Origin of the sequence: Streptomyces venetus, assembly GCF_039540295.1 — a bacterium.
GTDB classification, from domain to species: Bacteria; Actinomycetota; Actinomycetes; order Streptomycetales; family Streptomycetaceae; genus Streptomyces; species Streptomyces venetus.
Genome location: NZ_BAABET010000005.1, coordinates 231,745 through 253,916 on the forward strand (window position 1 = coordinate 231,745; position 22,172 = coordinate 253,916).

Annotated in this window: 22 protein-coding genes and 1 tRNA gene; 9 read left to right on the top strand and 14 right to left on the bottom strand. The window is 67.7% G+C overall.

From position 1 onward, the window contains the following. Positions 1-60: 60 nt before the first annotated feature. Complete coding sequence (locus tag ABEA82_RS18115; protein WP_345662568.1) at positions 61-705, bottom strand: TetR/AcrR family transcriptional regulator; 645 nt, start codon at positions 703-705, stop codon at positions 61-63. A 621-nt stretch (positions 706-1,326) separates the two neighbouring features. Between ABEA82_RS18115 and ABEA82_RS18120 the strand changes: the two genes are divergently transcribed. The 3 genes from ABEA82_RS18120 (at position 1,327) to ABEA82_RS18130 (ending at position 4,567) form a co-directional block, all read left to right on the top strand. After that, complete coding sequence (locus ABEA82_RS18120; protein ID WP_425588539.1) at positions 1,327-2,571, top strand: M6 family metalloprotease domain-containing protein; 1,245 nt, start codon at positions 1,327-1,329, stop codon at positions 2,569-2,571. 114 nt (positions 2,572-2,685) lie between these two features. Beyond that, positions 2,686-4,401: an IclR family transcriptional regulator domain-containing protein gene (locus tag ABEA82_RS18125; RefSeq protein WP_345662928.1), complete on the top strand. Its 1,716-nt coding sequence runs from the start codon at positions 2,686-2,688 to the stop codon at positions 4,399-4,401. Positions 4,402-4,491: 90 nt separating this feature from the next. After that, positions 4,492-4,567 (top strand) — tRNA-Arg (locus ABEA82_RS18130). A gap of 80 nt (positions 4,568-4,647) precedes the next feature. Here the strand turns inward: ABEA82_RS18130 and ABEA82_RS18135 are convergent. From ABEA82_RS18135 to ABEA82_RS18145, 3 genes are all read right to left on the bottom strand, one after another. Further along, positions 4,648-5,280 carry a hypothetical protein gene (locus tag ABEA82_RS18135; protein WP_345662570.1) on the bottom strand — a complete coding sequence of 211 codons (633 nt, stop codon included), beginning with the start codon at positions 5,278-5,280 and terminating at the stop codon, positions 4,648-4,650. A 4-nt stretch (positions 5,281-5,284) separates the two neighbouring features. Next, positions 5,285-5,452, bottom strand: a complete 168-nt coding sequence (locus ABEA82_RS38690; RefSeq protein WP_425588531.1) for a hypothetical protein — start codon at positions 5,450-5,452, stop codon at positions 5,285-5,287. A 400-nt stretch (positions 5,453-5,852) separates the two neighbouring features. Then, entirely contained in the window at positions 5,853-6,755 is a 903-nt protein-coding gene (locus ABEA82_RS18145; RefSeq protein WP_345662571.1) for a LysR family transcriptional regulator, read from the bottom strand. Positions 6,756-6,943: 188 nt separating this feature from the next. Here ABEA82_RS18145 and ABEA82_RS18150 point away from each other — a divergent pair, with 188 nt between their 5' ends. Continuing rightward, positions 6,944-7,249 carry a DUF1330 domain-containing protein gene (locus ABEA82_RS18150; protein ID WP_345662572.1) on the top strand — a complete coding sequence of 102 codons (306 nt, stop codon included), beginning with the start codon at positions 6,944-6,946 and terminating at the stop codon, positions 7,247-7,249. Positions 7,250-7,812: 563 nt separating this feature from the next. Here the strand turns inward: ABEA82_RS18150 and ABEA82_RS18155 are convergent. The 3 genes from ABEA82_RS18155 to ABEA82_RS18165 all read right to left on the bottom strand — a co-directional run bounded on the left by ABEA82_RS18155 (position 7,813) and on the right by ABEA82_RS18165 (position 9,534). After that, positions 7,813-8,088: a hypothetical protein gene (locus ABEA82_RS18155; protein WP_345662573.1), complete on the bottom strand. Its 276-nt coding sequence runs from the start codon at positions 8,086-8,088 to the stop codon at positions 7,813-7,815. A 105-nt stretch (positions 8,089-8,193) separates the two neighbouring features. Beyond that, the gene (locus ABEA82_RS18160; RefSeq protein WP_345662574.1) at positions 8,194-8,565 is read right to left on the bottom strand and encodes a hypothetical protein; all 372 of its coding nucleotides are present in this window, start codon (positions 8,563-8,565) and stop codon (positions 8,194-8,196) included. 273 nt (positions 8,566-8,838) lie between these two features. After that, entirely contained in the window at positions 8,839-9,534 is a 696-nt protein-coding gene (locus tag ABEA82_RS18165; RefSeq protein ID WP_345662575.1) for a DUF4190 domain-containing protein, read from the bottom strand. A 414-nt stretch (positions 9,535-9,948) separates the two neighbouring features. Between ABEA82_RS18165 and ABEA82_RS18170 the strand changes: the two genes are divergently transcribed. The 3 genes from ABEA82_RS18170 (at position 9,949) to ABEA82_RS18180 (ending at position 11,800) form a co-directional block, all read left to right on the top strand. Beyond that, entirely contained in the window at positions 9,949-10,998 is a 1,050-nt protein-coding gene (locus ABEA82_RS18170; protein ID WP_345662576.1) for an NADP-dependent oxidoreductase, read from the top strand. Positions 10,999-11,044: 46 nt separating this feature from the next. After that, positions 11,045-11,470 carry a MerR family transcriptional regulator gene (locus ABEA82_RS18175; protein WP_345662577.1) on the top strand — a complete coding sequence of 142 codons (426 nt, stop codon included), beginning with the start codon at positions 11,045-11,047 and terminating at the stop codon, positions 11,468-11,470. A 105-nt stretch (positions 11,471-11,575) separates the two neighbouring features. Beyond that, the gene (locus ABEA82_RS18180; protein WP_345662578.1) at positions 11,576-11,800 is read left to right on the top strand and encodes a cold shock domain-containing protein; all 225 of its coding nucleotides are present in this window, start codon (positions 11,576-11,578) and stop codon (positions 11,798-11,800) included. Between the two features lie 258 nt (positions 11,801-12,058). On the opposite strand, the gene ABEA82_RS18185 is transcribed toward ABEA82_RS18180, so the two are convergent. After that, positions 12,059-12,745 carry a response regulator gene (locus ABEA82_RS18185; RefSeq protein ID WP_345662579.1) on the bottom strand — a complete coding sequence of 229 codons (687 nt, stop codon included), beginning with the start codon at positions 12,743-12,745 and terminating at the stop codon, positions 12,059-12,061. Positions 12,746-12,987: 242 nt separating this feature from the next. Here ABEA82_RS18185 and ABEA82_RS18190 point away from each other — a divergent pair, with 242 nt between their 5' ends. Continuing rightward, positions 12,988-13,299, top strand: coding sequence for a hypothetical protein (locus ABEA82_RS18190; protein ID WP_345662580.1), 312 nt, complete (start codon positions 12,988-12,990; stop codon positions 13,297-13,299). Positions 13,300-13,922: 623 nt separating this feature from the next. Here the strand turns inward: ABEA82_RS18190 and ABEA82_RS18195 are convergent. The 6 genes from ABEA82_RS18195 to ABEA82_RS18220 form a co-directional block, all read right to left on the bottom strand. Beyond that, positions 13,923-14,048 carry a hypothetical protein gene (locus ABEA82_RS18195; protein ID WP_345662581.1) on the bottom strand — a complete coding sequence of 42 codons (126 nt, stop codon included), beginning with the start codon at positions 14,046-14,048 and terminating at the stop codon, positions 13,923-13,925. 1,107 nt (positions 14,049-15,155) lie between these two features. After that, positions 15,156-15,446 carry a peptidoglycan-binding protein gene (locus ABEA82_RS18200; protein ID WP_345662582.1) on the bottom strand — a complete coding sequence of 97 codons (291 nt, stop codon included), beginning with the start codon at positions 15,444-15,446 and terminating at the stop codon, positions 15,156-15,158. 430 nt (positions 15,447-15,876) lie between these two features. Next, positions 15,877-17,337, bottom strand: a complete 1,461-nt coding sequence (locus tag ABEA82_RS18205; RefSeq protein WP_345662583.1) for an amino acid permease — start codon at positions 17,335-17,337, stop codon at positions 15,877-15,879. 442 nt (positions 17,338-17,779) lie between these two features. Then, positions 17,780-19,408, bottom strand: coding sequence for a helix-turn-helix domain-containing protein (locus tag ABEA82_RS18210; protein WP_345662585.1), 1,629 nt, complete (start codon positions 19,406-19,408; stop codon positions 17,780-17,782). Positions 19,409-19,516: 108 nt separating this feature from the next. Continuing rightward, positions 19,517-19,822, bottom strand: a complete 306-nt coding sequence (locus ABEA82_RS18215) for a putative quinol monooxygenase (protein WP_345662586.1) — start codon at positions 19,820-19,822, stop codon at positions 19,517-19,519. A 25-nt stretch (positions 19,823-19,847) separates the two neighbouring features. After that, a complete protein-coding gene (locus ABEA82_RS18220) occupies positions 19,848-20,834 on the bottom strand; it encodes a carbohydrate kinase family protein (RefSeq protein ID WP_345662587.1) in 987 nt (328 codons plus the stop codon). Positions 20,835-21,083: 249 nt separating this feature from the next. On the opposite strand from ABEA82_RS18220, the gene ABEA82_RS18225 reads away from it, so the two are divergent. Then, complete coding sequence (locus tag ABEA82_RS18225) at positions 21,084-22,100, top strand: sugar ABC transporter substrate-binding protein (protein ID WP_345662588.1); 1,017 nt, start codon at positions 21,084-21,086, stop codon at positions 22,098-22,100. Positions 22,101-22,172 lie beyond the last annotated feature (72 nt).

The following is a 22,172-nucleotide window of genomic DNA, read 5'->3' on the forward strand; positions in this document are numbered from 1 at the left end:
GGAACCGATCGGGCTGGGCGGTTCGGTCAGGGCGGGTCGGGTCAGGTCAGGGCGGGTCGGTCAGGGCTGGCGCAGGTCCTCCAGGGTCACTGCCGTGCCCGGCAGAACGGAGCGGGCCGGAGCCCGCAGCCCGTCCAGGAACAGCTGGAGATGGCGGTGGACGAAGCGGTCGGCGCGGAGACAGTTCGTACCGGCCGGAGGCCGGCTGAGCTGAGCCACGGCGATCATGACGTCCCCGACATCCACGTCGGAGCGGAGCTGCCCCGCCGCCCTGGCCCGGTCCATGACCTCCGCGACCTGCTTCTCGACCCGTTCGCGCGCGGCCTCCAGGTCCGGGTGGTGCTTGTCGAACGTGCTGGAGACCATCGGGCACAGCGCGCTGATCCGCTCGTCGGCGGCGGCGTGCACGAAGCGCTCCAGCGCCTCGAACGCGTCGCCGTTCTCGGCGAGCGCCTGCTCGGCCGCCGCGGCCGTACGGTCCATGACGGAGCAGACGACCTCGCGCACGAGTGCGTCGCGGTCCGGGAAGTTGCGGTACACCGTGGCGTTGCCGACGCCGGCCCGGCGGGCGACCTCGTCGAGCGGCACCTCGGGGCCGTGCTCGACGAACATCTCCCGGGCGGCGGTGACGATCCGCTCCCGGTTGCGCAGGGCGTCGGCGCGAGGCCGGGGCGCCTTGCGCTGTACGGGGGTGGCGGTCTGCACGGCGTACTCCTTGTGAGGTGCTGTATGCGGTCCGGTGGGAGATGCGTGTGAGGTATGCGGTGAGGTGATCCGGGGAGAGGCTCCCCGTTTCACTCGGACACTTGGCTAAACGGGGACTGGATCCCCGGTATTTCCCACCCCCGGTGTTTTTCACTGTGACCTGACTCACAACCCCAGCGGGGCGCTACTGACGGGAAACCCACGATCGGTCTCCTCCAACGCGCGCCCCGCACCTCCCCCGCCGCAGGGTGAGCGCAAGGGTGCAGCCGGAGACCGGAGGCTGCCGTGGCGCGGGAGGTGCCTTGCATGCAGCCGCAGCCGCAGCCTCGTCGACGCCGGCCCGGCAGCGGCACAAGGCAGCCGGGTGCGGGGCGAGGGCAGCCGGTGGGGCGAGGCCGAGGGAGAGGGCCTTGGCGTGAACATGGGCGTGGACGCGGACAGCCGACCGGTTCAGGGCGCACGCCGCCGACCGGTTCAGGGCGTACGCCGCCGACCGGTTCAGGGCGGGGGAGTACAGAGGCGCCCGACCCCGGGTCAGGTGGTACGGGCCCGCCCCATCGCGTGTCAGACGGCACGGGTCCGCCCGGCCCTGGGACACCCGGACGGATACCCGGGCGCCGTCTGGCCGCCCTGGCCTGCGTGACGACCCTGACCTTCGCCGTCAGTACCTCCGCCGGCACGGCCCGCCTCGCCCCGGACGCCTCGTCGGCCGGAGCGGGCCCGATCGCCCTGTCCCGCACCTCCGCACACGGCCCCTGCATGATCCGCGGCGCCCACGCGGTCCAGATGTCCGAGGGCATCCCCACCGCCGAGGGCTACTCCCGCTCCACCGGCATCGTCCGCGCCCTCAATCTGATGATCGACTTCTCCGACGCGCCCGGTGAGGGCGAGGCCCTGGACCGTTTCCGGGAGTTCTTCCCGCAGACCCGGCAGTGGTTCCGCACCAGCTCCTACGGCCGCCTCGACTACCGCCCCGAGACCCCGATCCCCGGGTGGCTGCGGATGCCGAAGTCCTTCCGCGAGTACGCCATAGAGCGCGGCGCCCCGTTCGACCCCGGCTACCGCGCCCTGGTCCGGGACATCGTGGCCGCGGCCGACCCGAAGGTGGACTTCCGCGCGTACGACCTGCTGAACATCCTGGTCACCCCGAACGCCGGCCCGTCCGCCCTCGACACGGTCCTGTCCGTCACCTTCGCCGGCAACCCCGAGGCCCCCACGGCCGACGGCATCCCCGTGGCCAACGCCTCCTTCGTCTACTCCCGCCAGGACGACGGCTCCGGCTCCTACGACCGCACCGGCTACCGCGTCCTCCCCCACGAGAACGGCCACATATTCGGCCTGCCCGACCTGTACACCGCGGAGGGCGGGGGCGCGGTCGGCCACTGGGACATCATGAGCGAGGACTGGGGCGCCAACAACGACTTCCTCGGCTGGCACAAGTGGAAGCTGGGCTGGCTCGACGCCGCGCAGGTGCACTGCGTGGCGACCCCCGGCACCACGGAGTACACCCTGACGCCACTGGCCGGCACGGGCGGCTCCAAGTTGATCGTCGTCCCCCTGGACAGCCGCACCGCATACGCCGTCGAGGTGCGCACCCGCGCCGGCAACGACGAGACCGTGTGCCGCCCGGGTGTCCTCGTCTACAAGGTCGACGCCGAGGTGGACACGGGCATGGGCCCGGTCACGGTCCACGACTCCCGCCGCGACAGCGGTGGCTGCACGCGGGCGCCGAACGTCCACGCGGAACTCTCCGACGCCCCGTTCGCGCCCGGGGAGACGTTCCGGGACGTACGGAGGCAGGTCGTGATCAAGGTGACGAGGGCGGAGCCCTCGGGGGGTTACCGGGTGCGGGTGACGCGGCGGTAGTCGCGGGAGGAGCCGGCGGGGCAAGGCGGTCGGCCCACCCGGCGAGGACTCGATTCCGGATTACGGTAGGCCTGCAGAGACCGCCGCACCGGAGAGCAGATGCCCGCGAAGCCCATGAACGACTCCCTCGAGACGGAAGGGCCTGCCGAGGCGGCTCCCGCGCAGGGGGCTCCTACGGAGGCGGTGACCCCGCTGATACGCGGCATCGCGGTTCTCCGGGAACTCACCGAGGCGGACGGCACGCTGAGCCTGAGCGCCCTGGAACGGGCCACCGGCCTCGCCCGCTCCACGGTCGACCGCATCACGGCCACTCTCTCCCGCATGGGCTACGTCCGTGTGGACGGCAGGGACGTACACCTGACCCCCCGCCTGATGGAGCTGGGCAACGCCTACCTCTCCGCCCTGCGCCTGCCCGCCCTCCTCTCCGCCCGCGCGGACGCCCTCGCCGACGAACTGGACGAGTCGGTGTCCCTGGCGGTCGCCGACCGCGACGGCATCCGCTTCATCCACCAGGCGACCCGCCGCCGCGCGATGTCCCTGAGCTTCCGCATCGGCGACCTGCTCCCCGCCGAACGCACCGCTCCCGGCCCGCTGTTCGCGTCGGAGTGGACGGACGCCGACTGGCAACGCTGGCGTGACCGCAGGGCGTCGGACCCGAGGGACTTCTCCTTCCCGGCCGTACCGCCGCGCACGTACCGCCCGGACGCGAAGGAGAACGAGGACTTCGTACGGCGCGCGGAGGAGGCGGCGGCGAACGGCTGGGCCCTGGACGACCAGTTGATCGAGCCGGGCCTGGTGGCGGTCTCGGTCCCGGTCCGTTCTCCCCGAGCCGACGACGGGAAAGGTAATCGCGGCCGGGTGGCCTGCGTGGCAAGCGTGGTCAGCCACACCAGCCGTCACACGGCGCACAACCTGCGCACCACCCTCCTGCCGAAGCTCCGCGCGGCGGTGACGGAGATGGAACGCGACCTGCACAGCACCCCTCCCCCGGAGCCCGGCGCACCCCCCGCGAACCTGGCGCTCTGGACGGGCGCGTCGAAGCAGAAACTGGGCCGCGAGTTCATCGAGTCGCTGGCCCGCGGCCTGACGGTCCTCACGGCCTTCGGCGAGGGCCGGCCGGAGCTGACGCTCACCGAGGTGGCCAAGGCGACGGGCCTGGCCAGGGCGACGGCCCGCCGCGCGCTGATCACCTACGAACACCTGGACCTGGTGACGAGGACCGGCGACCGCACCTTCGCCCTGACCCCCCGGGTCCTCTCCCTGGGCTTCCCACCCCTCTCCCGCACGACCCTCCCGGAGATCGCCCAGCCCCACCTGTCGGACCTCACCTCCCGCATCCACGAGTCGACGTCGGTGGCGGTGCTGGCGGACTCGGGCGAGGAGATCCAGTACACGGCGAGGGTGGCGACCGGAAGGGTGATGAGCGTGAACATCACGGTGGGCACACGCCTGCCGGCCTACGCGACGGCCCTCGGCCGAGTCCTCCTCGCCGACGCACCCGCCCCGAGCCCTCCTCTTGGCCCCCTGCGCCCCCTGACCCCCCACACGATCACGGACGCACAGACGCTGGAAAAGGCCCTGACCTCGGTCCGCTCCCAGGGATACGCCCTGGTGAACGAAGAACTGGAAGAGGGCCTCCGCTCCCTGGCCGTCCCGATCCGCGACCGGTCGGGACAGGTCGTGGCCGCCCTGAACACCGCCATGCACGCCAGCCGCCACACCCTGCGCGAGTGCGTGACGGACCTACTTCCTGCGTTGCTGGTGACAGCCACCCGCATCGAGTCGGACCTCCACACCGCCGGCCGCTTCACCCACGTCCCCCTGACCTGACCCCCACACCCACCCGACCCGTATCCGGTACGCTGACGCCTGTGGTCATCCCCGACCACAGGCACGCCGCTGCTTGCGTCCGCTGCCACTGCCTTCGTAGCTCAGGGGATAGAGCACCGCTCTCCTAAAGCGGGTGTCGCAGGTTCGAATCCTGCCGGGGGCACCAGCGCAAAGGCCCCGGACCGATCATGGTCCGGGGCCTTTGACATCTGCTTGCTGACATCAGCGTACGCGGCCGAGGGTTGCTCATTCCGAAACAATAGGGCGCGCCATGAGCACAAATTCTAGCGCAGTGTCGATTGACACAAAATCCTCCCCCTTTCCTTGCAAGTCTCTAATGGCGTCTGAGATGGAGAGGGTTGCGCCGCGAATGGGGTGCAGATACGATCCGGCGGCAAGTGATTGATAATTAAGGAAACCTTTGATGCTCACATTGCGAAGCTCAGGTTCCACAGTCAGATCCTTGACCGGGTAATAATGAAGAATAAGCTCCTCCAGGCGCTGGAGCCACGCGAGTGAACGCTCCTTCTCCCCGAGAGAGAAGAGCAGCGAGCAAAGCAGCATGCGAACCGTAAAGTCCCGACTGAGGGCGTTTAGTCTATCCATCCCGGACCCAAGCCATCGACGCTTAAATGACTCAGGTGTATGAACAGCCGCCAGTGCAGCACTGGCCGATTCCAGATGGTTAATGATTGACCAGGTCGCCGATTGCTTGTCTCGGTTGAGATCGAACTGACGCAAGGCGACACGTGTGGCTTCGAGTTCCACGCCGGCGATTTGATCCAGGATTGCGAGCAGTTGCCCCTCACCGATGAACCGATTGAAAGCGTTCTCTTCCCCGCGGACAACCTTGCCCAGGGTCGAAACAAGAATAGTCATGACTTCACCATTGAATTACGGTCGCGCCTTCCAGCCGAGATCTGGCGTGCACGCCGTCGCCATCTCCAGTCTCTCCCGCCCTACGCGGCGCTGCAAAGTAGCGAGCTGTCTGGGTGGTTCGGTCGAGCTCGACGCGTGCGTAGCCCGACGCCATCGCCGGATACGGAGCCATGCGCCGCACGCCCAAGGGGACGGGGTGGCCGCGCCGGACGGCAGAGGTGTCCCGGTCGGGAGCCGATCGGAGTGAGCGACGAAACGCCCCCCGCCCGAAGGCGAGAGTGGGCAAAAGCTCTCAGAGGGCCCGCGGTCAAGACGATGCCTCCGGCGGGGGATCGGCCGGCACCGGGATGGAGGGGGCGCCGTTCGCGGCCGCGGGTCCGTAGTGGCGTGCGCGGGGAGCTCCCATCCCGTCCGCAGCACGCGATGCCACGATCGGGAACCTGGGCGAGGGGGGTCCGTTCCTATCGGACATTCAGCAGGACCACCGTCGTCGTCATCACCGCGAAGTCCGCCGAGCGCAGGGTCTTCGGCCTTGCCACCGCAGGCGTCCGTCTCGCTTGACCTCTTGCGCGTCAGTCCGGCAGCCAGTGCAGCTCGTGCGCCAGGGTTTTGGCGACGGCACGGATGCGGCGGTGTAGTGGCGACTGCTCGCGTGGGAGGACCAGGTGGATCGTCAGGCTGGGCGCGCCTCGCAGCGGTCGCCAGGTGAGACCGGCCGGTTGTGCCGTGGCCGCGGCTTCTCCGGCCGGGGCGAGGGTGACCCCGTCGCGCAGGTCGCGCTGAGACATGTCGAAAGAGACTGCGGGCGTGTGGAATCGGGGGTGTGGTCGGGTGTCTCGGAACAGTGCGGACAGCTGATCGTGGATCACGGGGTTGGCCGCACGGTCCGGGAGTCGCAGCGGATACGCGGCCGCGTCGGCGATCTCGATCTCCGGATGTTCGGCCAGCGGATGGTGCTGCGCCATCTGGACCCCGATGCGCGCACGCCGCAGCAGGAACCGGCGCACGCCACGGCCCGGCTGTTCACCGCGGGTGATCCCGGCATCGATGCGGCCGTCGGCGACCGCGGGGGAGATCTCCGGTGTCGCCATCGGGACCGCGCCGACCTCGAGTCCGCTGTTGCCGCGAATCAGCCTGTCCACCAGGGCCGGTGCCGTCTCGGCCCCGGTGCTGAGGCTGTATCCGATGCGCAGCGTGCCCAGTTCACCGGCCGCCGCGCTCCGGGCGGTGTCCCATGCCCGGTCCAGCGCCGCCAGCGCGGGCGGCGCGGACTCCGCCAAAGCCGCACCGGCCGTGGTCAATACGACGCTACGCGTGTTGCGGACCAGCAGGGCCGTACCGAGTTCCGCCTCCAATCGGCGCATCCGGGCGCTGAGTGCGGGCTGTGCGATACCGATCCGTGCGGCCGCGCGGGTGAAGTTCAACTCCTGTGCCAGCACCAGGAAATACCGCAGGCTCACCGTATCCGGCGCCACGTGGCCTCCCTGCCGATTGATAACGATTCGTTCTGAGTCTATCCCGTACCGGTCTTTCCCTCGACCGCACATCAAGCCCTAACCTGCGCATATGGCGATTGAACTGACCGCAGTACCCGTCGCCGGGATCGATCGATCTGAGTGTCAATTCGAAGTCGGACGTGTCCGGCCGAACACAGGAGGTTTCCATGCCTAAGGGCTACTGGGTCAGTGTCTACCCCGCCATTTCCGACCCTGAGGGGCTGACTGCCTATGACAAGCTGGCCGGTCAGGCTGTCCAGGCTGGGGGCGGGCGCACCCTGTCCCGGATTCCGTCCCGTGGCGGTCGAGTCGTCGCCCACGAGGCCGGAATCACGCAACGCGTCGTTCTGATCGAGTTCGACAGCTTTGAACAGGCCGTCGCGGCATACGAGAGCGAGGCATACCAGAAGGCGCTGGTGGCCCTCCCCGACGGCGTCGAGCGCGACTTCCGCATCATCGACGGCATCGACTGACCGGCGGGCCCAGCCATCGCTGAGCATCCGTCACCTGATACGCACACGGTGCTGAACGACGACTCACGAGACGCGTTCGAAGCCATGCCCCGCGTCCCAGTTCGTCGTCGACGGCCTGATCCCTGTCGGGCGGGCCGCGAAGCGGAGTTCGGGGCAGCCGACACATCATTGCCCGACAACCGACTTGCCTAATGAACGCCCGGGACGTCCCAGAGCCCTTCCGCTGGCGTTTGTCCAAGCTCCCGACCCAATCCCCCATCGTCACGAATATCGTCGCCGTACGGGTCCGTGGAATCGATCCGCTGCCGAGCAGACGCGGCCCCTCAACGTGATGACCTTGGGCGGCCAGGTAAGCACTGACGTTCAAACACCGCCCGGCATCCGCGGTGCCCGGCGAGAGCGCCGGTAGTCCGGGCGTGCCACTCGTGTGCCAGAACAGGCGGGGAGTCACGGGGAACAGTGCTACGCACGGGCACAGTCGGCTGATGCCGCTAAGGGCAGGAAACCCGCAGGTCGCGCCGGCCGCCACCCGACCTCGCTCCTAAAGTGGTTGTCCAGCCCGCTCACCGAGTCCACACCCGCACGAACTCTTCGGCCGCGACGGCCTCCAGCGGATCCTCTTCAGGATTGATCGCTTGGTCTGTCAGGCCGCCGTGCTCGTCCTCCAGGTGCTCCCAGCTGTACCGGTGGAGTTGGCCGGCCGAAGTCAGCTCGGCTTGCTTGATGACAACCAACTCACCGCGGTCAGGTACGGCCTCGATGTACCACAGGCCGCCCTCCTCATCAGCGTGGCGGAAGTGGTGCCGCTGAGTGGCGGCTTCATCGATGTAAGGAAGCATCCTCGCCAGCGAGGCCACCGTCCTCCGGCGCGCCCCTGCATCACGGGACCAGGCACTCATTCCGGTCTGAACGCCGAGCGAAATAACCCCTCAACCTGATCAGGGTCACCCGGTCCCGGTATCAGCCTTGTGCAACATCTGGGCCAACAGCAGGGCGCCTCCGGTCGCTGCCCCCATCGCTCCCGCGGCCAGGAAACCGCGAGAGGAACGCCAGGACAGCACCGACCACCGCGACTGCGCGGAAAACAACGATCCTGTACTCAGCCACGACCCGGTTGAGATCAGCGACAGGGCGGAGCCGATCGAGCCGACCGACAGGGCGCTTCCGATCGAGCCCACTGACAAGGCCGAACCGACGGACCCCACCGACAGCACTGATCCCACTGAACCGATCGACAACACAGAGTCCTGTGACCACAAGGACAGCACTGAACCAGAGGAGGCACGTCGGACTGACCGTACGGACAGTTTTGTCATGTGGCCATCCTGCCCGCTGGTCGCTCTGTCTCGGGGGGTTGTGGACGGATGACGCGCGTCTCGGGTGAGGGCCTTCCGGCATCTGGCTCGCTGCGTGGCGGGGCAGATCCGGCCCCCGGCCGGGCCTGCGCTCATCTCTCCGCCCCGCTCCAGCCCGGCCGGCGCCCGTGCCGCGCTGCGACTCCATGGTCTCCATGATGCAGCGAGCCCCGCCGCTGCGGGGTGCGCGGCGAGGCCTGGGGGTGGGGGGTCAGCGTCGCGCGACGTCAGCGATCAGAAGTCAGTTCGAGACGCTTTGATGGTCTTGCACTCGAGCTTCTTGGCGTCCTTGATCTCGTCCGCGTTCACCAGCGCACCAGCGTCCTTGTCGGTGAACTTCTGGCCCTGGGCGAGGTTCTCGGCGGTCGACATGAAGTCGCTGACCTTCTTGCCGTCGGCCAGGACCTCGCCCTCAACGAAGTACGAGTATCGGCGGTCGCCGTTGTTGGCGTAGTCGACGTGGATGGCCATCTCCTTGATGCCGAAGTCGCCGGTGACCACGTCACACTTAGTGACCTTGAAGTCCTTCATGACCTCGGACTCCTTGGCGCCGCCGGTCTTGGACTTACCGTCGCCGACGTTGGTGGAGTCGTACGACTTGTCCAGCTCCTCACTGGCCTTGTCGACGGCGGAGAAGAACAGGGCGTTCATGGCGAAGAACATCACGATCGCTACGGCCGACGTGACGAGGCCGGTGATGCCGGCGCCCTTGCCCTTGCGGACCTTGCCCGCCTTGGAGAGGCCGATGGCACCGAAGATGATGCCGAGGATCGCGAGCGGCCAGACGACGACGTTGAGGACAGGGATGAAGCTGACTACGACGGCGATGATGCCGAGGACGAGTGCGGTGGTGGCCAGGCCGTTGCTGCCGGGCTGCTGGGGCTCGCCGTAGCCGGGCTGCTGGGTCTGGGGCGGGTACTGCTGGGTCATGGTCCCCCCTGGGACTTGCGTTGTGACTTGCGGGTGTGTGACTTGTGGAGCTGCTGTGTGGTTGCCTCGGGCTGGTGTTATTCACCTGATCGTTATGGACTGCCGGGGCTGCGAGGCCGGGCCCCGCTGCCTGTCAGTGAGAGTGAGCTTGCGGTGGGCGTGAGAGAGGCCGTTTCCGGAGGGACTTAAAGGTCCCTACGACGGCTGTCCCGTGGTGCGCCGGGAGAGCCTGGCGGAAGAACCCGCCGCGCGGGAACTCGTGCCCGCGGGACCGCCTCGGCGGCACGCTTCCAGGCCTCGGTGCGCAGGTTGCCGGTCACCGTCATGTGGTCGAGAGATCGCGGGTCGGCGCCGGATCCTCATCGGCGGAACGGGTTGACCTTCACGCATGGGTCAATGCCTAGCGTCGGCGGTATGAAGTCCTCCGCGAAGAACGGTTCGTTGCTTGCCTTGTCCAGCCCGCCCAGCACGGGTTTGGAGGTCCGCCTCGCCGCACGGCCCGTTGGGCTCCCGACCCTCGACCACTTCAACATCGTCGAGGTCGACGTCCCAGCCCCCGTACCGGGCCAGGTGCGGGTTCGTAACCTGTTCATGTCACTCGATCCCGGCATGCTCATGCTGATCGCGGGCCGGTCCTCGCTGCCGATGCCACGCTATGAGGTGGGCGAGGTGATGTACGGGGACGCGCTCGGCGAGGTGGTCGCCTCGGCAGACCCGTCGCTGAGCGAGGGAGAGCTGGTGGTGCATCGGTTCGGCTGGCGGGAGTACGCCGTCGCCGAGGCCAGTGCGTTCCGCCGCGTGGACAAGGCGGCTTACCCCAGCCCGTCCATGCACCTGGGGTTCGGGCTGGTCGCCTACATAGGGCTCATGGACGCGGCAAGGCTGCAACCCGGCGACACCGTTTTCGTCTCCAGCGCAGCCGGAGCGACGGGGAGCATGGCGGGTCAGATCGCTCGGCTCAAGGGAGCCCGCCGGGTGATCGGAAGCGCCGGCTCGGCTGACAAGGTTGCCCACCTGACCGGGAAGCTCGGGTTCGATGCGGCCTTCGACTACCACGACGGCCCGGTACTCGACCGGCTGCGCGAAGCGGCCCCGGACGGCATCGACGTCTACTTCGACAACGTGGGAGGCGAGCAGCTGCGCGCCGCCATCGAGGTCATGAAGGTGCACGGCCGTATCGCGGTCTGCGGAGCCCTCAACCGGCAGAGCACCGCTCGCCCCGACGAGGGCCCCGGTGACCTGCTGAGCGTCCTGGGCAAACGCCTGACCATCCGCGGCTTCACCCTGTGGGACCACCTGGACCGGGCCACGGAGTTCGGCGAACAGTTCCGCGACTGGCTGCGCGAGGGATCCATCGTCTACGACGAGACAGTGATCAGCGGGCTGGAGAGCGCACCCCAGGCACTCCTCGACCTCGTCCGCGGCCGGCACACCGGGAAGACCGTGGTCCGCCTCAGGAGTTGACCACAAGGTATACGTCCCGCCTGACAATCACCCCGGAGGTGGCCGCGTGTTGATCGGTGAACTGGCCGCACAGACAGGGACCACGACCCGCGCCCTGCGTTACTACGAGGAGCAGGGCCTACTGGAGTCCGACCGGACACCGTCGGGCTACCGCGTCTACGGCCCGCATGCGGTGACCAGGGTCCGAAACGTCCGCGACCTGCTCGCCTCCGGGTTCACCGTGGAGAACGTCAAGTCCTTCGTGCGCTACCTCGACACCGATCTGCCAGAGGTCTTCGAGTACTCGCCGTCGTGCGCCGACGGCTACGTCGTCGGCGCACAACGGGTGGCTGAACTGGAGGAGAAGGTCGCAGCCCTGACACGGCTGCGCGACATCCTCGTTCATCGGATGCCCTGGTTGGCGACGCCCAGTGACAGCGCGGGGAGCCACGGGGAACAGCGGTCGCTCACCGAGCACGTCCACATGTCGTGACACCGCTGCGCAGCAGGTCAGCGCGCCAATCGAGCGCTGAGGACCCAGGCTTCCCAAGCTGAGGTCCCGGTACGTCGGCGCAGCCGACACTCGTATAGTCGCGGCATGGTGACTGCGATTGTCCGTGAGTGGCACGACGAGGAAGGGTGGGGGGTACTCGACTCTCCCGAGACACCCGGCGGTTGTTGGGGCCACTACGCCGACATCCAGACGAAGGGCTTCCATACGCTGTCGCCGGGGCAACGTGTAGATCTCCAGTGGGAAGCCCCTGGCTTCAAGCAGGACGGCTACGCCTATCGGGCAGTGAACATAGTGCCTCGGCCGGCCTGACATCCACATCTGACATCAACGACGGCAGACAACAGCAGCTACGAGCGGCCCTGACGGCCATGCCTTCCAGGCATCCGAAGCTCCTGAAGCCCCGTTGATCGAACTTCTCATGCGGGTGTCGCAGGTTCGAACCCTGCCCGGGGCACCAGCGCATAGGCCCCGGACCGATCATGGTCCGGGGCCTTGTGTCGCACTGAGAAACCCGCCGGACGGCGGGGGGGTGTTTCTCGCCAGTGCCCAGGGACACCAACCGCGAGGTCAGAGTGACCCCAGCCGCACCCTCTCCATGAGATCAATAACGTAATGGACTAGTTCAACAGGCACAGTAGTTGCCGCGAAGATCCTGCGATCAACGCCCCTCTCTGGATCGAACCGCCCTGTGTAGATCAGTACGGGAACGTCGATCTTGTATTGCTCCAGCAGGCGCAGCATCTTGATCCCTGCCTGCCGGTCACCGTCCCGGTCAATGTCGCTCACGATGATGTCGTACGGCCTACGGCGAAACAGGGGTGTGGCCTCCTCAGTCGACAGGGTCACATCGACATGCATGCCGGCGGTGCGAAATAGCTCGACTAGTGGGGCATTGCTCTCAGGGCGGTCATCAACCCACAGCAACTTGCCGCCTCTCAGAACGTCGGCGGCATGCTCCAGCCTGCCCAACGCCGTACGCCTGGCAGTCGCAGTGACAGTCGTCGTGCTCTCATCCTGAGCGCGATCGAGCAACTCGCCAGCGAGCTCGACCTCAACTCCGAGTGCGCGTACGGCGGTCAACCGCGGCACCATGCGTTGAACGATTGTTCCTCGCAGAGTGAAGTACACCGTGGCGGCGAAGGCCACCCAGAGTACTGCGGGAACCGTTCCGATGAGCTTGCTCCATAAGACGTCGGACATCCCAACATCATCAGAGACGGGGACGCTCTGTGCGACCACTTCACGGAACATCATGAACTGACATCCAGTGGGCGCCGAATCGTCGCAGCAAGTGCGAGGCTCACCAGCTCAAAGTCGGGCGTTCAGCCAAGTTGCTTCGAGAAGAAGCGATCCCACGGTCAGCGGCGCTGAAGAGACGCCCTGTCGACATGCACGACCGCCAGTTTCCTCAAGGCCGTAGTGCTCCACGGCTTCGTCTCCTAACGTTCATTCATGCTCGCAAGTCCTGGCGGGCGCTTCACGTATGGGGGGGAAGCGTGATTAGGGATCTGATCTTCGTTGAAACCGCGCGTGCACAGTTCGATGCGCTGAACAAACAAAGCCAAGCCGATGTCGCCGAGGGGCTGTTGGCGCTCATTCAGCGCGCGAAGCGCGGCGGGGTGTGGCGTCACGCGGACAATCGCCGTCTGACCGTCACCTACGCCGTACATCCGAGCGGAGCACTCGTGGTGAAAGAGATCAGCACGGCTCCCGCCAAAGATGCCAGACTTCGTCAGCCTTATGTCGGCATGGAGATGCGACACGAGGGCGGCGGACGCTGGATCCACATGAACCCTCACGAGGAGTAGGCCTCGAACGGTCACCTTCGCACGAGAGTTCGTGGCAAAGGCTCCTGCCATATACATGCCAGATCGTGCGGGGAGCCACGAGGAACACCGGAAACATGCCAACTGCCCGCCGTGCCGCAGGTCAGTCCCGGAGCATGCCCCGGATACCCTGAGCCTCCCAAGCTCGCGGCTCTCATCTCAAACTCTGCGGCCCAGTGCTTAGACGTTCCGCACCTGTGGTGCCTGGTGTGACCGCCTGCCCAGAGAGGTGGCCCGAACGGGGAACCTCTCCCGTCTCGGCTTCGACGCCCATATCATCCTTGAATGACCGACACGTCCGGGGCGTTCGCTGTCGCCGCTCTCAGCTTGGCTGTGTCTACGGTGTCACTCAGTTGGCAAGTCGCTAGCCACTTCTTGAGCGGCGCCCGGGTGCGCTGCGAACTGTCGATCTCGATTCATGACGGTAGAGAGCCTGTCCCATCCATCGTCTCGGAGGTTGTCGATCGCACTACGACGGACATGCAACGCGTCCAAGGCGCAGAGTTCGAATCGTACGTGCATGACGCCTTCAGTGTGGTCGTACGCAACACTGGCCGGGGACCTGTGAGTGTGCGCGTGCCGTGCATATCCGACGGACGTCACTCCTACTGGGGCGGCGCGCCTTCTCGCGTCAGAGCCGTCGACTTCACGATGCAGGGGAGCGTCTGCCGTCTGGAGCCCGGCGAGGCGAAGACATGGCTCTTGCCCATGTGGGAGATCATCGATGCCATACGCGCCTCCCGTCCCGGTGAGCCTCTGGCCTGCCGGGCCGCAGTCCTTCTCGGCACCGGACGGTGGGTGAAGGGCAGCCGCGCCAACTCATGGCATCTCCCGGCAGGGATGACACGCCTGAGACGCTAGACGTGTGCTCGCGCTGGAGTCCTGCCCGGTTCCGGAGCTGTTCCACTGACATCCAACTCTGACATCAACACCCCCGGACGGCGGCGACACGCAGCAGCCACGTGTGGCACCGATGCACGAGGCAGATCCCACCTGGGCCCTGTGCAGATCGAATCTGACATCAACGCTGACGGTCGAGAGCTCCCCCTGCTTCGGCTACCAGCGAATCGTCTGGCCCTCCGGGGTAGCGGTGACGGTATCGGCCGGGGCATCGCCTACTGGCGAGCCGAGCTCGGCTACACCCAGTCGGACTTCGGCCACCTCATAGGCCAGATGAAACGCTGGGTGTAGGACATCGAGGGTGGCAAGGGCCAACAGGACCCGCGCTTTCGGTACTGGTGCGCGCGGCCGAGATCCTCCGCGTCCCCCTGGAGCAGTTCTTGACCGACACCTCGCCCCAGCAGCCCGCAGACAGCCCCAGCCCGTTGACGCCCCCCGCGTCATCGACGCCCTGTACGCCCCCGACCGCGACGAGACGTGCCCCCGCGGGATGTTCTGCAACGTCGCCTCGACTGCTGCGTGGCTTTCCAGGCCTGCCGCTACGCTGCGCTCTCCCGGGACCTGCCCGCACTGATCGGGGATGCGGGGCGGGCGGTGCACGCGGCGCTCGTCGGCGAGCAGGGTGAGGCGCACTCTCCGAGGCGGGGGAACCCCCAGACGTATCCCTGGGGGAAGGCGCTCGCTGGCGTTCGGCGACAGACCGACGCTCTCTGACCCCGGACACGACGAAACGCCCCCGCCCGAAGGCGAGCGTGGGCAAAGGTCTCAGGGGAACCTGGTGTGTTGTCCATCCACACCAGGCATTCACGAAAGTGGACACGAGCGGATCGCGACGGTTTCCCTTTGGGGTGGGCATGGCAACGTGGATGCGGCGGTCCAGGAACGTGAGCCGATTTTCCGATCGGACTGATAAAGCGGAGCTCGGCGTTGAGTTACCGTCACTCCGCAAAGGGAACCCGGAGCTTGGCCCAGGACTTTGCTCCCGGCCAGCCGTCCGCGTCCGCACCCCGGTACCCGAGCTTCCGCTGCCACTTGGCGTAGCAGTCGCGGTGGTGTGTAGTCCACTGACGTCCACTGAGAGGGTGGGCCGAGGGTGGGCCAGCCCGACCGAATTCGGAGCATCCCTCTTCGACCAGGCGCATTGCCATCATCTTGATGATGGGGCTGCTCGGCTCACTTTTGAACCACCCGGGACCTGGAAAGGGAACGTAGCCGTCTTCTTGACTCATGCTTGCATGTTAGGCGCGCCTACCGTTTCCAGCATGTTCACGCCTTTGCGACTGGGTAAGTTCATACGATTGGCGGCTATCTGAGGGTCGTTACCGCGGCATCCGGCTCGGCCGACAAGGTGAGCTAGTGGTACGGCATATGGAGCGAGGGCCCAGGACGTTAAAGCAGGCTCCAGACCAATCTTCGTCAGGGGCCTTTGAAAACTCCTACCGGTATCAACGCAAGCGGTCGCTCACAACCGCCCCTCCTCCGTCCCCGGCTTCCGGTCGGCTCCGCCGCGCGTGCGTGACCAGCTCTCATACGCACCCGCGCCCGCGACGCATCCCCTCACAATGCAAGAAAGGGCGCAGGGTGCCCTCCCGACAAAGAGAGGGCACCCCACGTCACTTCGGCCATGCCAAGCCAAGCCATGCGCAGCGTCCGCTGCTGCTACTGGGGCGCGGTCACGTCCTTGTGGCTTTCCGGGCGCCGGCGCTCCCGGACCAGCGCGATCGCGATCACCAGGGCGGCCACGAGCAAGGAGAGCAGTACCTGGGTCCGTCCGCCGCCCTCCTTGTCGTCGGTGAGCATGTAGAGGAGCACGAACGAGATCATCGCGATCGTCACCCACGTCAGATACGGGAACAGCCACATCCGGACGACGAGCTTCTCCGGGTTCTCGCGCGAGATGATCCCCCGCATCCGCAGCTGCGAGAAGCAGATGACCAGCCATACGAAGAGCGCGACCGCCCCGGAGGAGTTCAGCAGGAACTGGAACACCGTGTCCGGCCAGAGGTAGTTGAAGGCGACCGCCACGAAGCCGAAGGCCACGGAGGCCAGGATCGCGACCTGCGGGACGCCTCGCGCGTTCGTCCGTACGAAGGACCGCGGAGCGTCGCCACGCTGCCCGAGGGAGAAGGCCATACGGGAGGCGGTGTAGAGGCCGGAGTTGAGACAGGACAGCACGGCGGTCAGCACGATGAAGTTCATGATCTCGCCGGCGTGCGGAATGCCGATCGTGTCCAGGGCCGCGACGTACGACCCCTTCTTCTCGATCGCGGGGTCGTTCCAGGGCAGCAGGGAGACCACGATGAGGATCGAGCCGATGTAGAAGACGCCGACCCGCCAGATGACGCTCCGGGTGGCCTTCGCGACCGCCCGCCGCGCGTCCGGGGACTCGGCGGCGGCGAGGGTGACGATCTCGCTCCCCATGAAGGAGAAGACGACCAGCAGGATGCCGGTGAGGATCGCTCCGCCGCCGTTCGGCAGGAAGCCGCCGTGTGCGGTGAGGTTGCCGAAGCCCGTCGCGGCGTGGTCGGAGCCGGGCAGCACACCGAAGATCGCCAGGCCGCCGAGGAGGATGAAGCCTCCGATGGCGACGACCTTGATGCCTGCGAACCAGAACTCGAACTCGCCGAAGGAACCGACCGAGATCAGGTTGGTGGCGGTGAGGACCACCATCACGATCAGCGCCCATGCCCACTGCGGCACGGCCGGTACCCACCCTTCCAGGATCACGGCACCCGCCGTCGCCTCCACGGCGAGCACGACAACCCAGAAGAACCAGTACAGCCAGCCGATCGAGAACCCGGCCCAGCGGCCCAGCGCCCGGTCCGCGTAAGCGGAGAAGGAGCCGGAGGTCGGGTAGGCCGCGGCCATCTCGCCGAGCATCCGCATCACGAACACGACCAGGGCCGCGACCAGCGCGTACGACAGCAGGATGCCGGGCCCTGCGGCGGCGATACCGGAGGCGGAGCCCACGAACAGGCCGGCGCCGATCACACCACCGATGGCGATCATGGACAGATGGCGGTTCTTGAGACCGGCCTTCAGGCCTGCCTGCTCCGGGGCGTGACCGTCGGCAGGTGGGGCGGTGTCAGAGGCCGGAGCATCTGGGGGACGTGTGGTCATGTCGACATCCATCCGTTGAGGGGTTGGGGAGCCGTGTGGGGAGTGGCTGCCGTGGTTGAAACCGTGGGTGCTGCTTCACCGGCCACCGGCCACCGGTTCACAGATCACCGGGGCTCCGGATCACCGGGAGACCCGGGCTCCGGTCGCCTCGACGACCGCCGGGGGGACAAGCAGGCCGGCATGGCAAAGGGGAGGCCAATGGCCTTGAAGCTTCCGCAGGCGTTCAGGGTGCGACGGCGCGGTATCCGGATGCCGTGCAGGTGATGGGGTCGTCACCTGCACGGCCGCGCTGCGCTCCGCCTCCTCATGAGAAGCGGTCCGTTTCACTAGCGGGAGGAGATTTGCGCCAGCGTATGAGGAGTCATGGGGCGGCGTGCTTGTCCAGTACGACGAATTCGGCGCCGATGGCTGTACGGCCCGCCAATGCGGAGGGGAAGCGGGATCAGGTGCCGGGCGGCAGCCGCAACTGGAGCATGGCGAGCAGCCGCTGGTCAGGGCGGCTCAGGTCGAGGCCGGTCAGCTCCTCGGCCCGGCGAAGGCGGTAGCGCAGCGTGTTGGGGTGCACATGCAGCTGGGCGGCGGCCGCCCGTACGTCACCGAAGGCATTCAGGTAGGTCAGAAGGGTCTCCGCCAGGCGGCCCTGGTGCCGGCTGTCGTGGGCGACGAGGGCGGTCAGCCGTGGATCCCGTATCTCGGGGTGGCCGGACAGCAGCGTCAGCACCTCACTGACCAGTACTTCCGACTGGATGTCCGGCAACGCGGCGACCGCGGTGTGTACGTCGGCTCCCAGCATGGCGTCGAGGATGCGGTCGGCCTCCCGGCGCGACTCCGTGACGTCGCCGAGCGTGGGCACCACGCAACCGACCGAGCCGCGCAGGGGCAGGCCCAGGTGTCGGCGTACGGCGTCGGTGATCTCCTGACCCCAGCCGCGCAGCGTGGCTATGTCGATGCTGCGCGGCAACTGGGGCAGGAGCACGTAGATGCGGGGATCGAGCTGTGTGACCAGCGCGCTGCGGTGCCGGGCGGCTATGTGCACGGAGACCAGGTTGGTGACTTCGGCATGGGTCAGCGCCGGTGCGGCGACGACCTCCGCGGTTCCGTACGAGAAGCCCAGGACGGCGGCCGGGCGGGTCGCGTCGAACCCCAGGTGGGTGGCCAGCGGCTGAGGCCCGGTGTTCCCCTCCAGGAGTCCGGCCAGCAGGGTTCGGGTGAACGTCAGGTTCTCGGAGAGCTCCCGGCGGCGGCGCACCAGATGGAGCGCGGCGACCCGGGCGGCACCCAGCAGTGCCTGGCCCGAGTGTTCGGACAGTGGTGTCGAGCCCTCCTGCACCCAGATGGTCCCCAACTGCCGGTCCCCGGACCGGATGGCCACCGCGAGCCGACGGCGGATCCCCAGCTCGGGGTGACTGTCGATGCTGATCACCTCGTCGCTGGAGTGCAGGTGCTGGAACACACCCCACTCGCGCAGCTTCGCCAGATACGCCTCGGGGCCCTGCCAGCCGAGGATGGACCGCCGCCGCAGGTCGTCGATCTCGTCGGAGTCGGTGGAGCGGGAGTAGGCCAGCACCCGGTTGGCGGCGTCCTCGATGCTGACGATGCCGCTGGTGAGGATGGCGGTGGTCTGGGCGAGCGAGAACAGGTCGCTCTCGTCGGCTTCGCCGCGCTGGCCCGGCGGCGCGTCGTCGAGGGCGGCGCGGGCCAACGCGTGCACCTCTTCCCAGCGTGCTTCGCCGCGCAGCGAGAGCAGGGCGACCCCGGCCTCGGTGGCGGTCTCGCTGAGAGCCGCGGCCTGACCGGGACCGTCCAGTTTGACCACGACGCAGGCGGCTCCGTCGCGCCCGGCGGCCCGCAGCGCGGGATAGGCGGCTCGGCCACGGGCACCGATGACGAGAACCAGCTCGCCCGGCTGAGTGGCCGGCGGCTCCTCGGGATCGAGCAGGGCCACGCCACGGATCTCGACGTCCAGTCCCGCGGGAGCGGCCTGCACCTCCACCAGCGAATCGCCCAGAGCCATCAGCAACTCGCGCAGGCTGATGCCCGCGGGAAGCGGAGTTACCGCGGCCGGATCCATGATCGTCGCCTTTGCTGGGAGCCACGCCGGAGTCCTGATGCTAACCGTCCGGCGGCAGACACCGCCCTGGAGCATGTGTGGACCGCGACGGGTACGACGGCATGGGTGTCATGCGCGGGAGGGAGCACACGGGCTGAGGAACGTGAGTACGGACGCGTCCTCCTCGATCAGCGGGATGAGGGCGGCGTTGAACGGGGCGCCGTACGGGGCGTTCAGGTGGGCCTGGAAGGCGTCCTCGTCGCGGTAGACCTCGAAGATCCAGTAGGCGCGGGGGTCGGCCGCCTTGGTGTAGACGTCGAAGGCCAGGTTGCCTTCCTCTTCGCGCACCTTCAGGGCGTAGTCCCCGATCAGGCGGGCGACCTCGTCCTCCGTTCCCTCTCGGGCGGTGAACTCGGCGAGCAGGGTTTTCGTCATGGTTTTCCGTCCTTGTCAGTGGGATTCAGTGAGTGGAGTCGAGGTGCCGGGCGACGGACGGGTCCGGCGTGAGCTGCGCCAGCTGGTCCTGCCAGGGCGGGTTGGGCCCGGCGACCGAGCAGGTCAGAGCCGCGACCTGCGCGGCGAACAGGCAGGCTGCCTCGACATCGCCGAGGCTCAGGTCCGTCAGTCTGCCGCCGAGGAGTCCGTGGGTGCCTAGGTGGTGCAGCAGGCCGGCGGTGAAGGAGTCTCCCGCTCCGACCGTGTCGACTACCGGAGTCGGCACCGCCCGCACCTGGACCCGCTCCCCGTCGAGTGAGGCCAGGGCGCCGTCGGCGCCGCGTGTGATCACGACGAGCCGCGCCCCCGCCGCATGCCAGGTGTCGCAGGCCTGCTCGGGCGGCGTTCCGGGCAGGAGGAGTTCCAGGTCGTCCTCGCTCAGCCGCAGCACGTCCGCGAGGCCGCACCAGTGGGACAGGCGGGCACGGTAGACCTCGGGGTGCACCAGGAGCGGGCGGACATTGGGGTCGATGCTGATGGTGGCCCGGGGAGCTGCCGCCGCCAGGAAGTCCTCCACCGCCGCCGCCCCGGGGTCCTTGACCAGGGCCAGCGACCCGGTGTGCACACAGGCGGTGTCGGTCAGCTCCACTCCGGCCAGTTCCGCGCTCGTCCACTGCCAGTCGGCGGTGGCCTGGGCGTGGAAGGAGAACTCGGCCCGGCCCTGGTCGTCCAGCTCGGCGACGGCGAGTGTGCTGGGCTCGGCGGCCTCGACGGCGTGGGAGAGGTCCACGCCGGATGCCGCGAGGTGGGTCCGGAAGAGGCGGCCGAACACGTCGCCGGACAGCCGCGCGAGGAGGCGGGCCGGAGTGCCGAGCCTGGCCAGGGCCACCGCCGTGTTGGCGGGTCCGCCGCCCGGCAGCACGCGCAGAGCGAGTTCGTTCCGGGCACGCGCGGGTTCGGTGAACGCGTCGGCGACGCATTCACCGAGGACGGTGATCTGGGGTGGGCTCATGGCTGCTCTTCTCTCGGAACGGGCGGAGCGAAAACGGGCATGACCCGGGCACGCCGACGAACGGCTTCAGGCGGGCGACCGCCGAGGTGCGTTGCCGATTTGTGACGAGTGAAAGGCATTGACGTTGCCGGGGAACGGAGTCCATCATCCTCGCCAAGCAGTGTCAACGATGACATCAGTCATCGTTGACATCGCGGGACGGCAGGCCCCGCTGCCGGCCAATCGCCCGACATCCCGCTGGAGTCGTTCATGTCACGCACCTCTCGTCTGCCCTCCTCTCTGCTCAGAGCCGCTGCGTGCACGGGTGTCGCAGCGCTCGCCCTGACCGCCTGTGGATCCGGATCGGGATCGGGCAGCGCGAGCACCGGCTCGGGCGAGGTCAAGGTCGGCCTCATCACCAAGACCGACACCAACCCGTTCTTCGTCAAGATGAAGGAGGGCGCGGAGAAGTCCGCGAAGGCCGAAGGCGTGAAGCTCATGACCGCGGCCGGCAAGTTCGACGGCGACAACGCCGGTCAGGTCACGGCCATCGAGAACATGGTCGCCTCCGGTGTGAAGGGCATCCTGATCACCCCCAGCGACTCCAAGGCGATCGTGCCCGCGATCGAGAAGGCCAAGGCCAAGGGAGTCCTGGTCATCGCCCTGGACACCCCGACCGAGCCGGAGAGCGCGGTCGACGCCCTCTTCGCCACCGACAACCTCAAGGCCGGCGAGTTGATCGGCGAGTACGCCAAGGCCGCCATGAAGGGCAAGACCGCGAAGATAGCCGCCCTGGACCTCGCGCCGGGTGTGTCCGTGGGCGTTCAGCGGCACAACGGATTCCTCAAGGGTTTCGGCGCCACCGACAAGGACGTCGCCTGTGCTCAGGACACCGGCGGCGACCAGTCCAAGGGCCAGACGGCGATGGAGAACTGCCTCCAGAAGGAACCCGGCATCAACGTCGTCTACACGATCAACGAACCGGCCGCGCTGGGCGCGTACACCGCGCTCAAGGCGAAGGGCCGGGAGAAGGACGTTCTGATCGTCTCCGTCGACGGCGGCTGCACCGGCACCCGGGCCGTCAAGGACGGCAAGATCGCCGCGACCTCTCAGCAGTACCCGCTGAAGATGGCCGCCGAGGGCGTCAAGGCCGTCGTGACCTACGCCAAGGACGGCAAGAAGGCGTCGGGTTACACCGACACCGGGGTCACCCTGATCACCGACAAGGCGCAGGACGGGGTCGCCTCCAAGGACACCGCCTACGGCCTGGAGAACTGCTGGGGCTGAGCCGCCGCCTCCAACTGCCCCTGTAACCGCCTCCGTTCGACCCGCCTCAGTGGGGCGGCCGGCCTCTCCTCC

Bases quoted from the DNA above. Each gene is read 5' to 3' on its own strand.
- ABEA82_RS18125 (WP_345662928.1), top strand. From the start codon at position 2,686: ATGAACGACTCCCTCGAGACGGAAGGGCCTGCCGAGGCGGCTCCCGCG.
- ABEA82_RS18135 (WP_345662570.1), bottom strand. From the start codon at position 5,280: ATGACTATTCTTGTTTCGACCCTGGGCAAGGTTGTCCGCGGGGAAGAG.
- ABEA82_RS38690 (WP_425588531.1), bottom strand. From the start codon at position 5,452: ATGGCTCCGTATCCGGCGATGGCGTCGGGCTACGCACGCGTCGAGCTC.
- ABEA82_RS18150 (WP_345662572.1), top strand. From the start codon at position 6,944: ATGCCTAAGGGCTACTGGGTCAGTGTCTACCCCGCCATTTCCGACCCT.
- ABEA82_RS18155 (WP_345662573.1), bottom strand. From the start codon at position 8,088: ATGCTTCCTTACATCGATGAAGCCGCCACTCAGCGGCACCACTTCCGC.
- ABEA82_RS18160 (WP_345662574.1), bottom strand. From the start codon at position 8,565: ATGACAAAACTGTCCGTACGGTCAGTCCGACGTGCCTCCTCTGGTTCA.
- ABEA82_RS18165 (WP_345662575.1), bottom strand. From the start codon at position 9,534: ATGACCCAGCAGTACCCGCCCCAGACCCAGCAGCCCGGCTACGGCGAG.
- ABEA82_RS18170 (WP_345662576.1), top strand. From the start codon at position 9,949: ATGAAGTCCTCCGCGAAGAACGGTTCGTTGCTTGCCTTGTCCAGCCCG.
- ABEA82_RS18180 (WP_345662578.1), top strand. From the start codon at position 11,576: ATGGTGACTGCGATTGTCCGTGAGTGGCACGACGAGGAAGGGTGGGGG.
- ABEA82_RS18185 (WP_345662579.1), bottom strand. From the start codon at position 12,745: ATGATGTTCCGTGAAGTGGTCGCACAGAGCGTCCCCGTCTCTGATGAT.
- ABEA82_RS18195 (WP_345662581.1), bottom strand. From the start codon at position 14,048: ATGGCATCGATGATCTCCCACATGGGCAAGAGCCATGTCTTCGCCTCG.
- ABEA82_RS18200 (WP_345662582.1), bottom strand. From the start codon at position 15,446: ATGAGTCAAGAAGACGGCTACGTTCCCTTTCCAGGTCCCGGGTGGTTC.
- ABEA82_RS18205 (WP_345662583.1), bottom strand. From the start codon at position 17,337: ATGACCACACGTCCCCCAGATGCTCCGGCCTCTGACACCGCCCCACCT.
- ABEA82_RS18210 (WP_345662585.1), bottom strand. From the start codon at position 19,408: ATGGATCCGGCCGCGGTAACTCCGCTTCCCGCGGGCATCAGCCTGCGC.
- ABEA82_RS18215 (WP_345662586.1), bottom strand. From the start codon at position 19,822: ATGACGAAAACCCTGCTCGCCGAGTTCACCGCCCGAGAGGGAACGGAG.
- ABEA82_RS18220 (WP_345662587.1), bottom strand. From the start codon at position 20,834: ATGAGCCCACCCCAGATCACCGTCCTCGGTGAATGCGTCGCCGACGCG.
- ABEA82_RS18225 (WP_345662588.1), top strand. From the start codon at position 21,084: ATGTCACGCACCTCTCGTCTGCCCTCCTCTCTGCTCAGAGCCGCTGCG.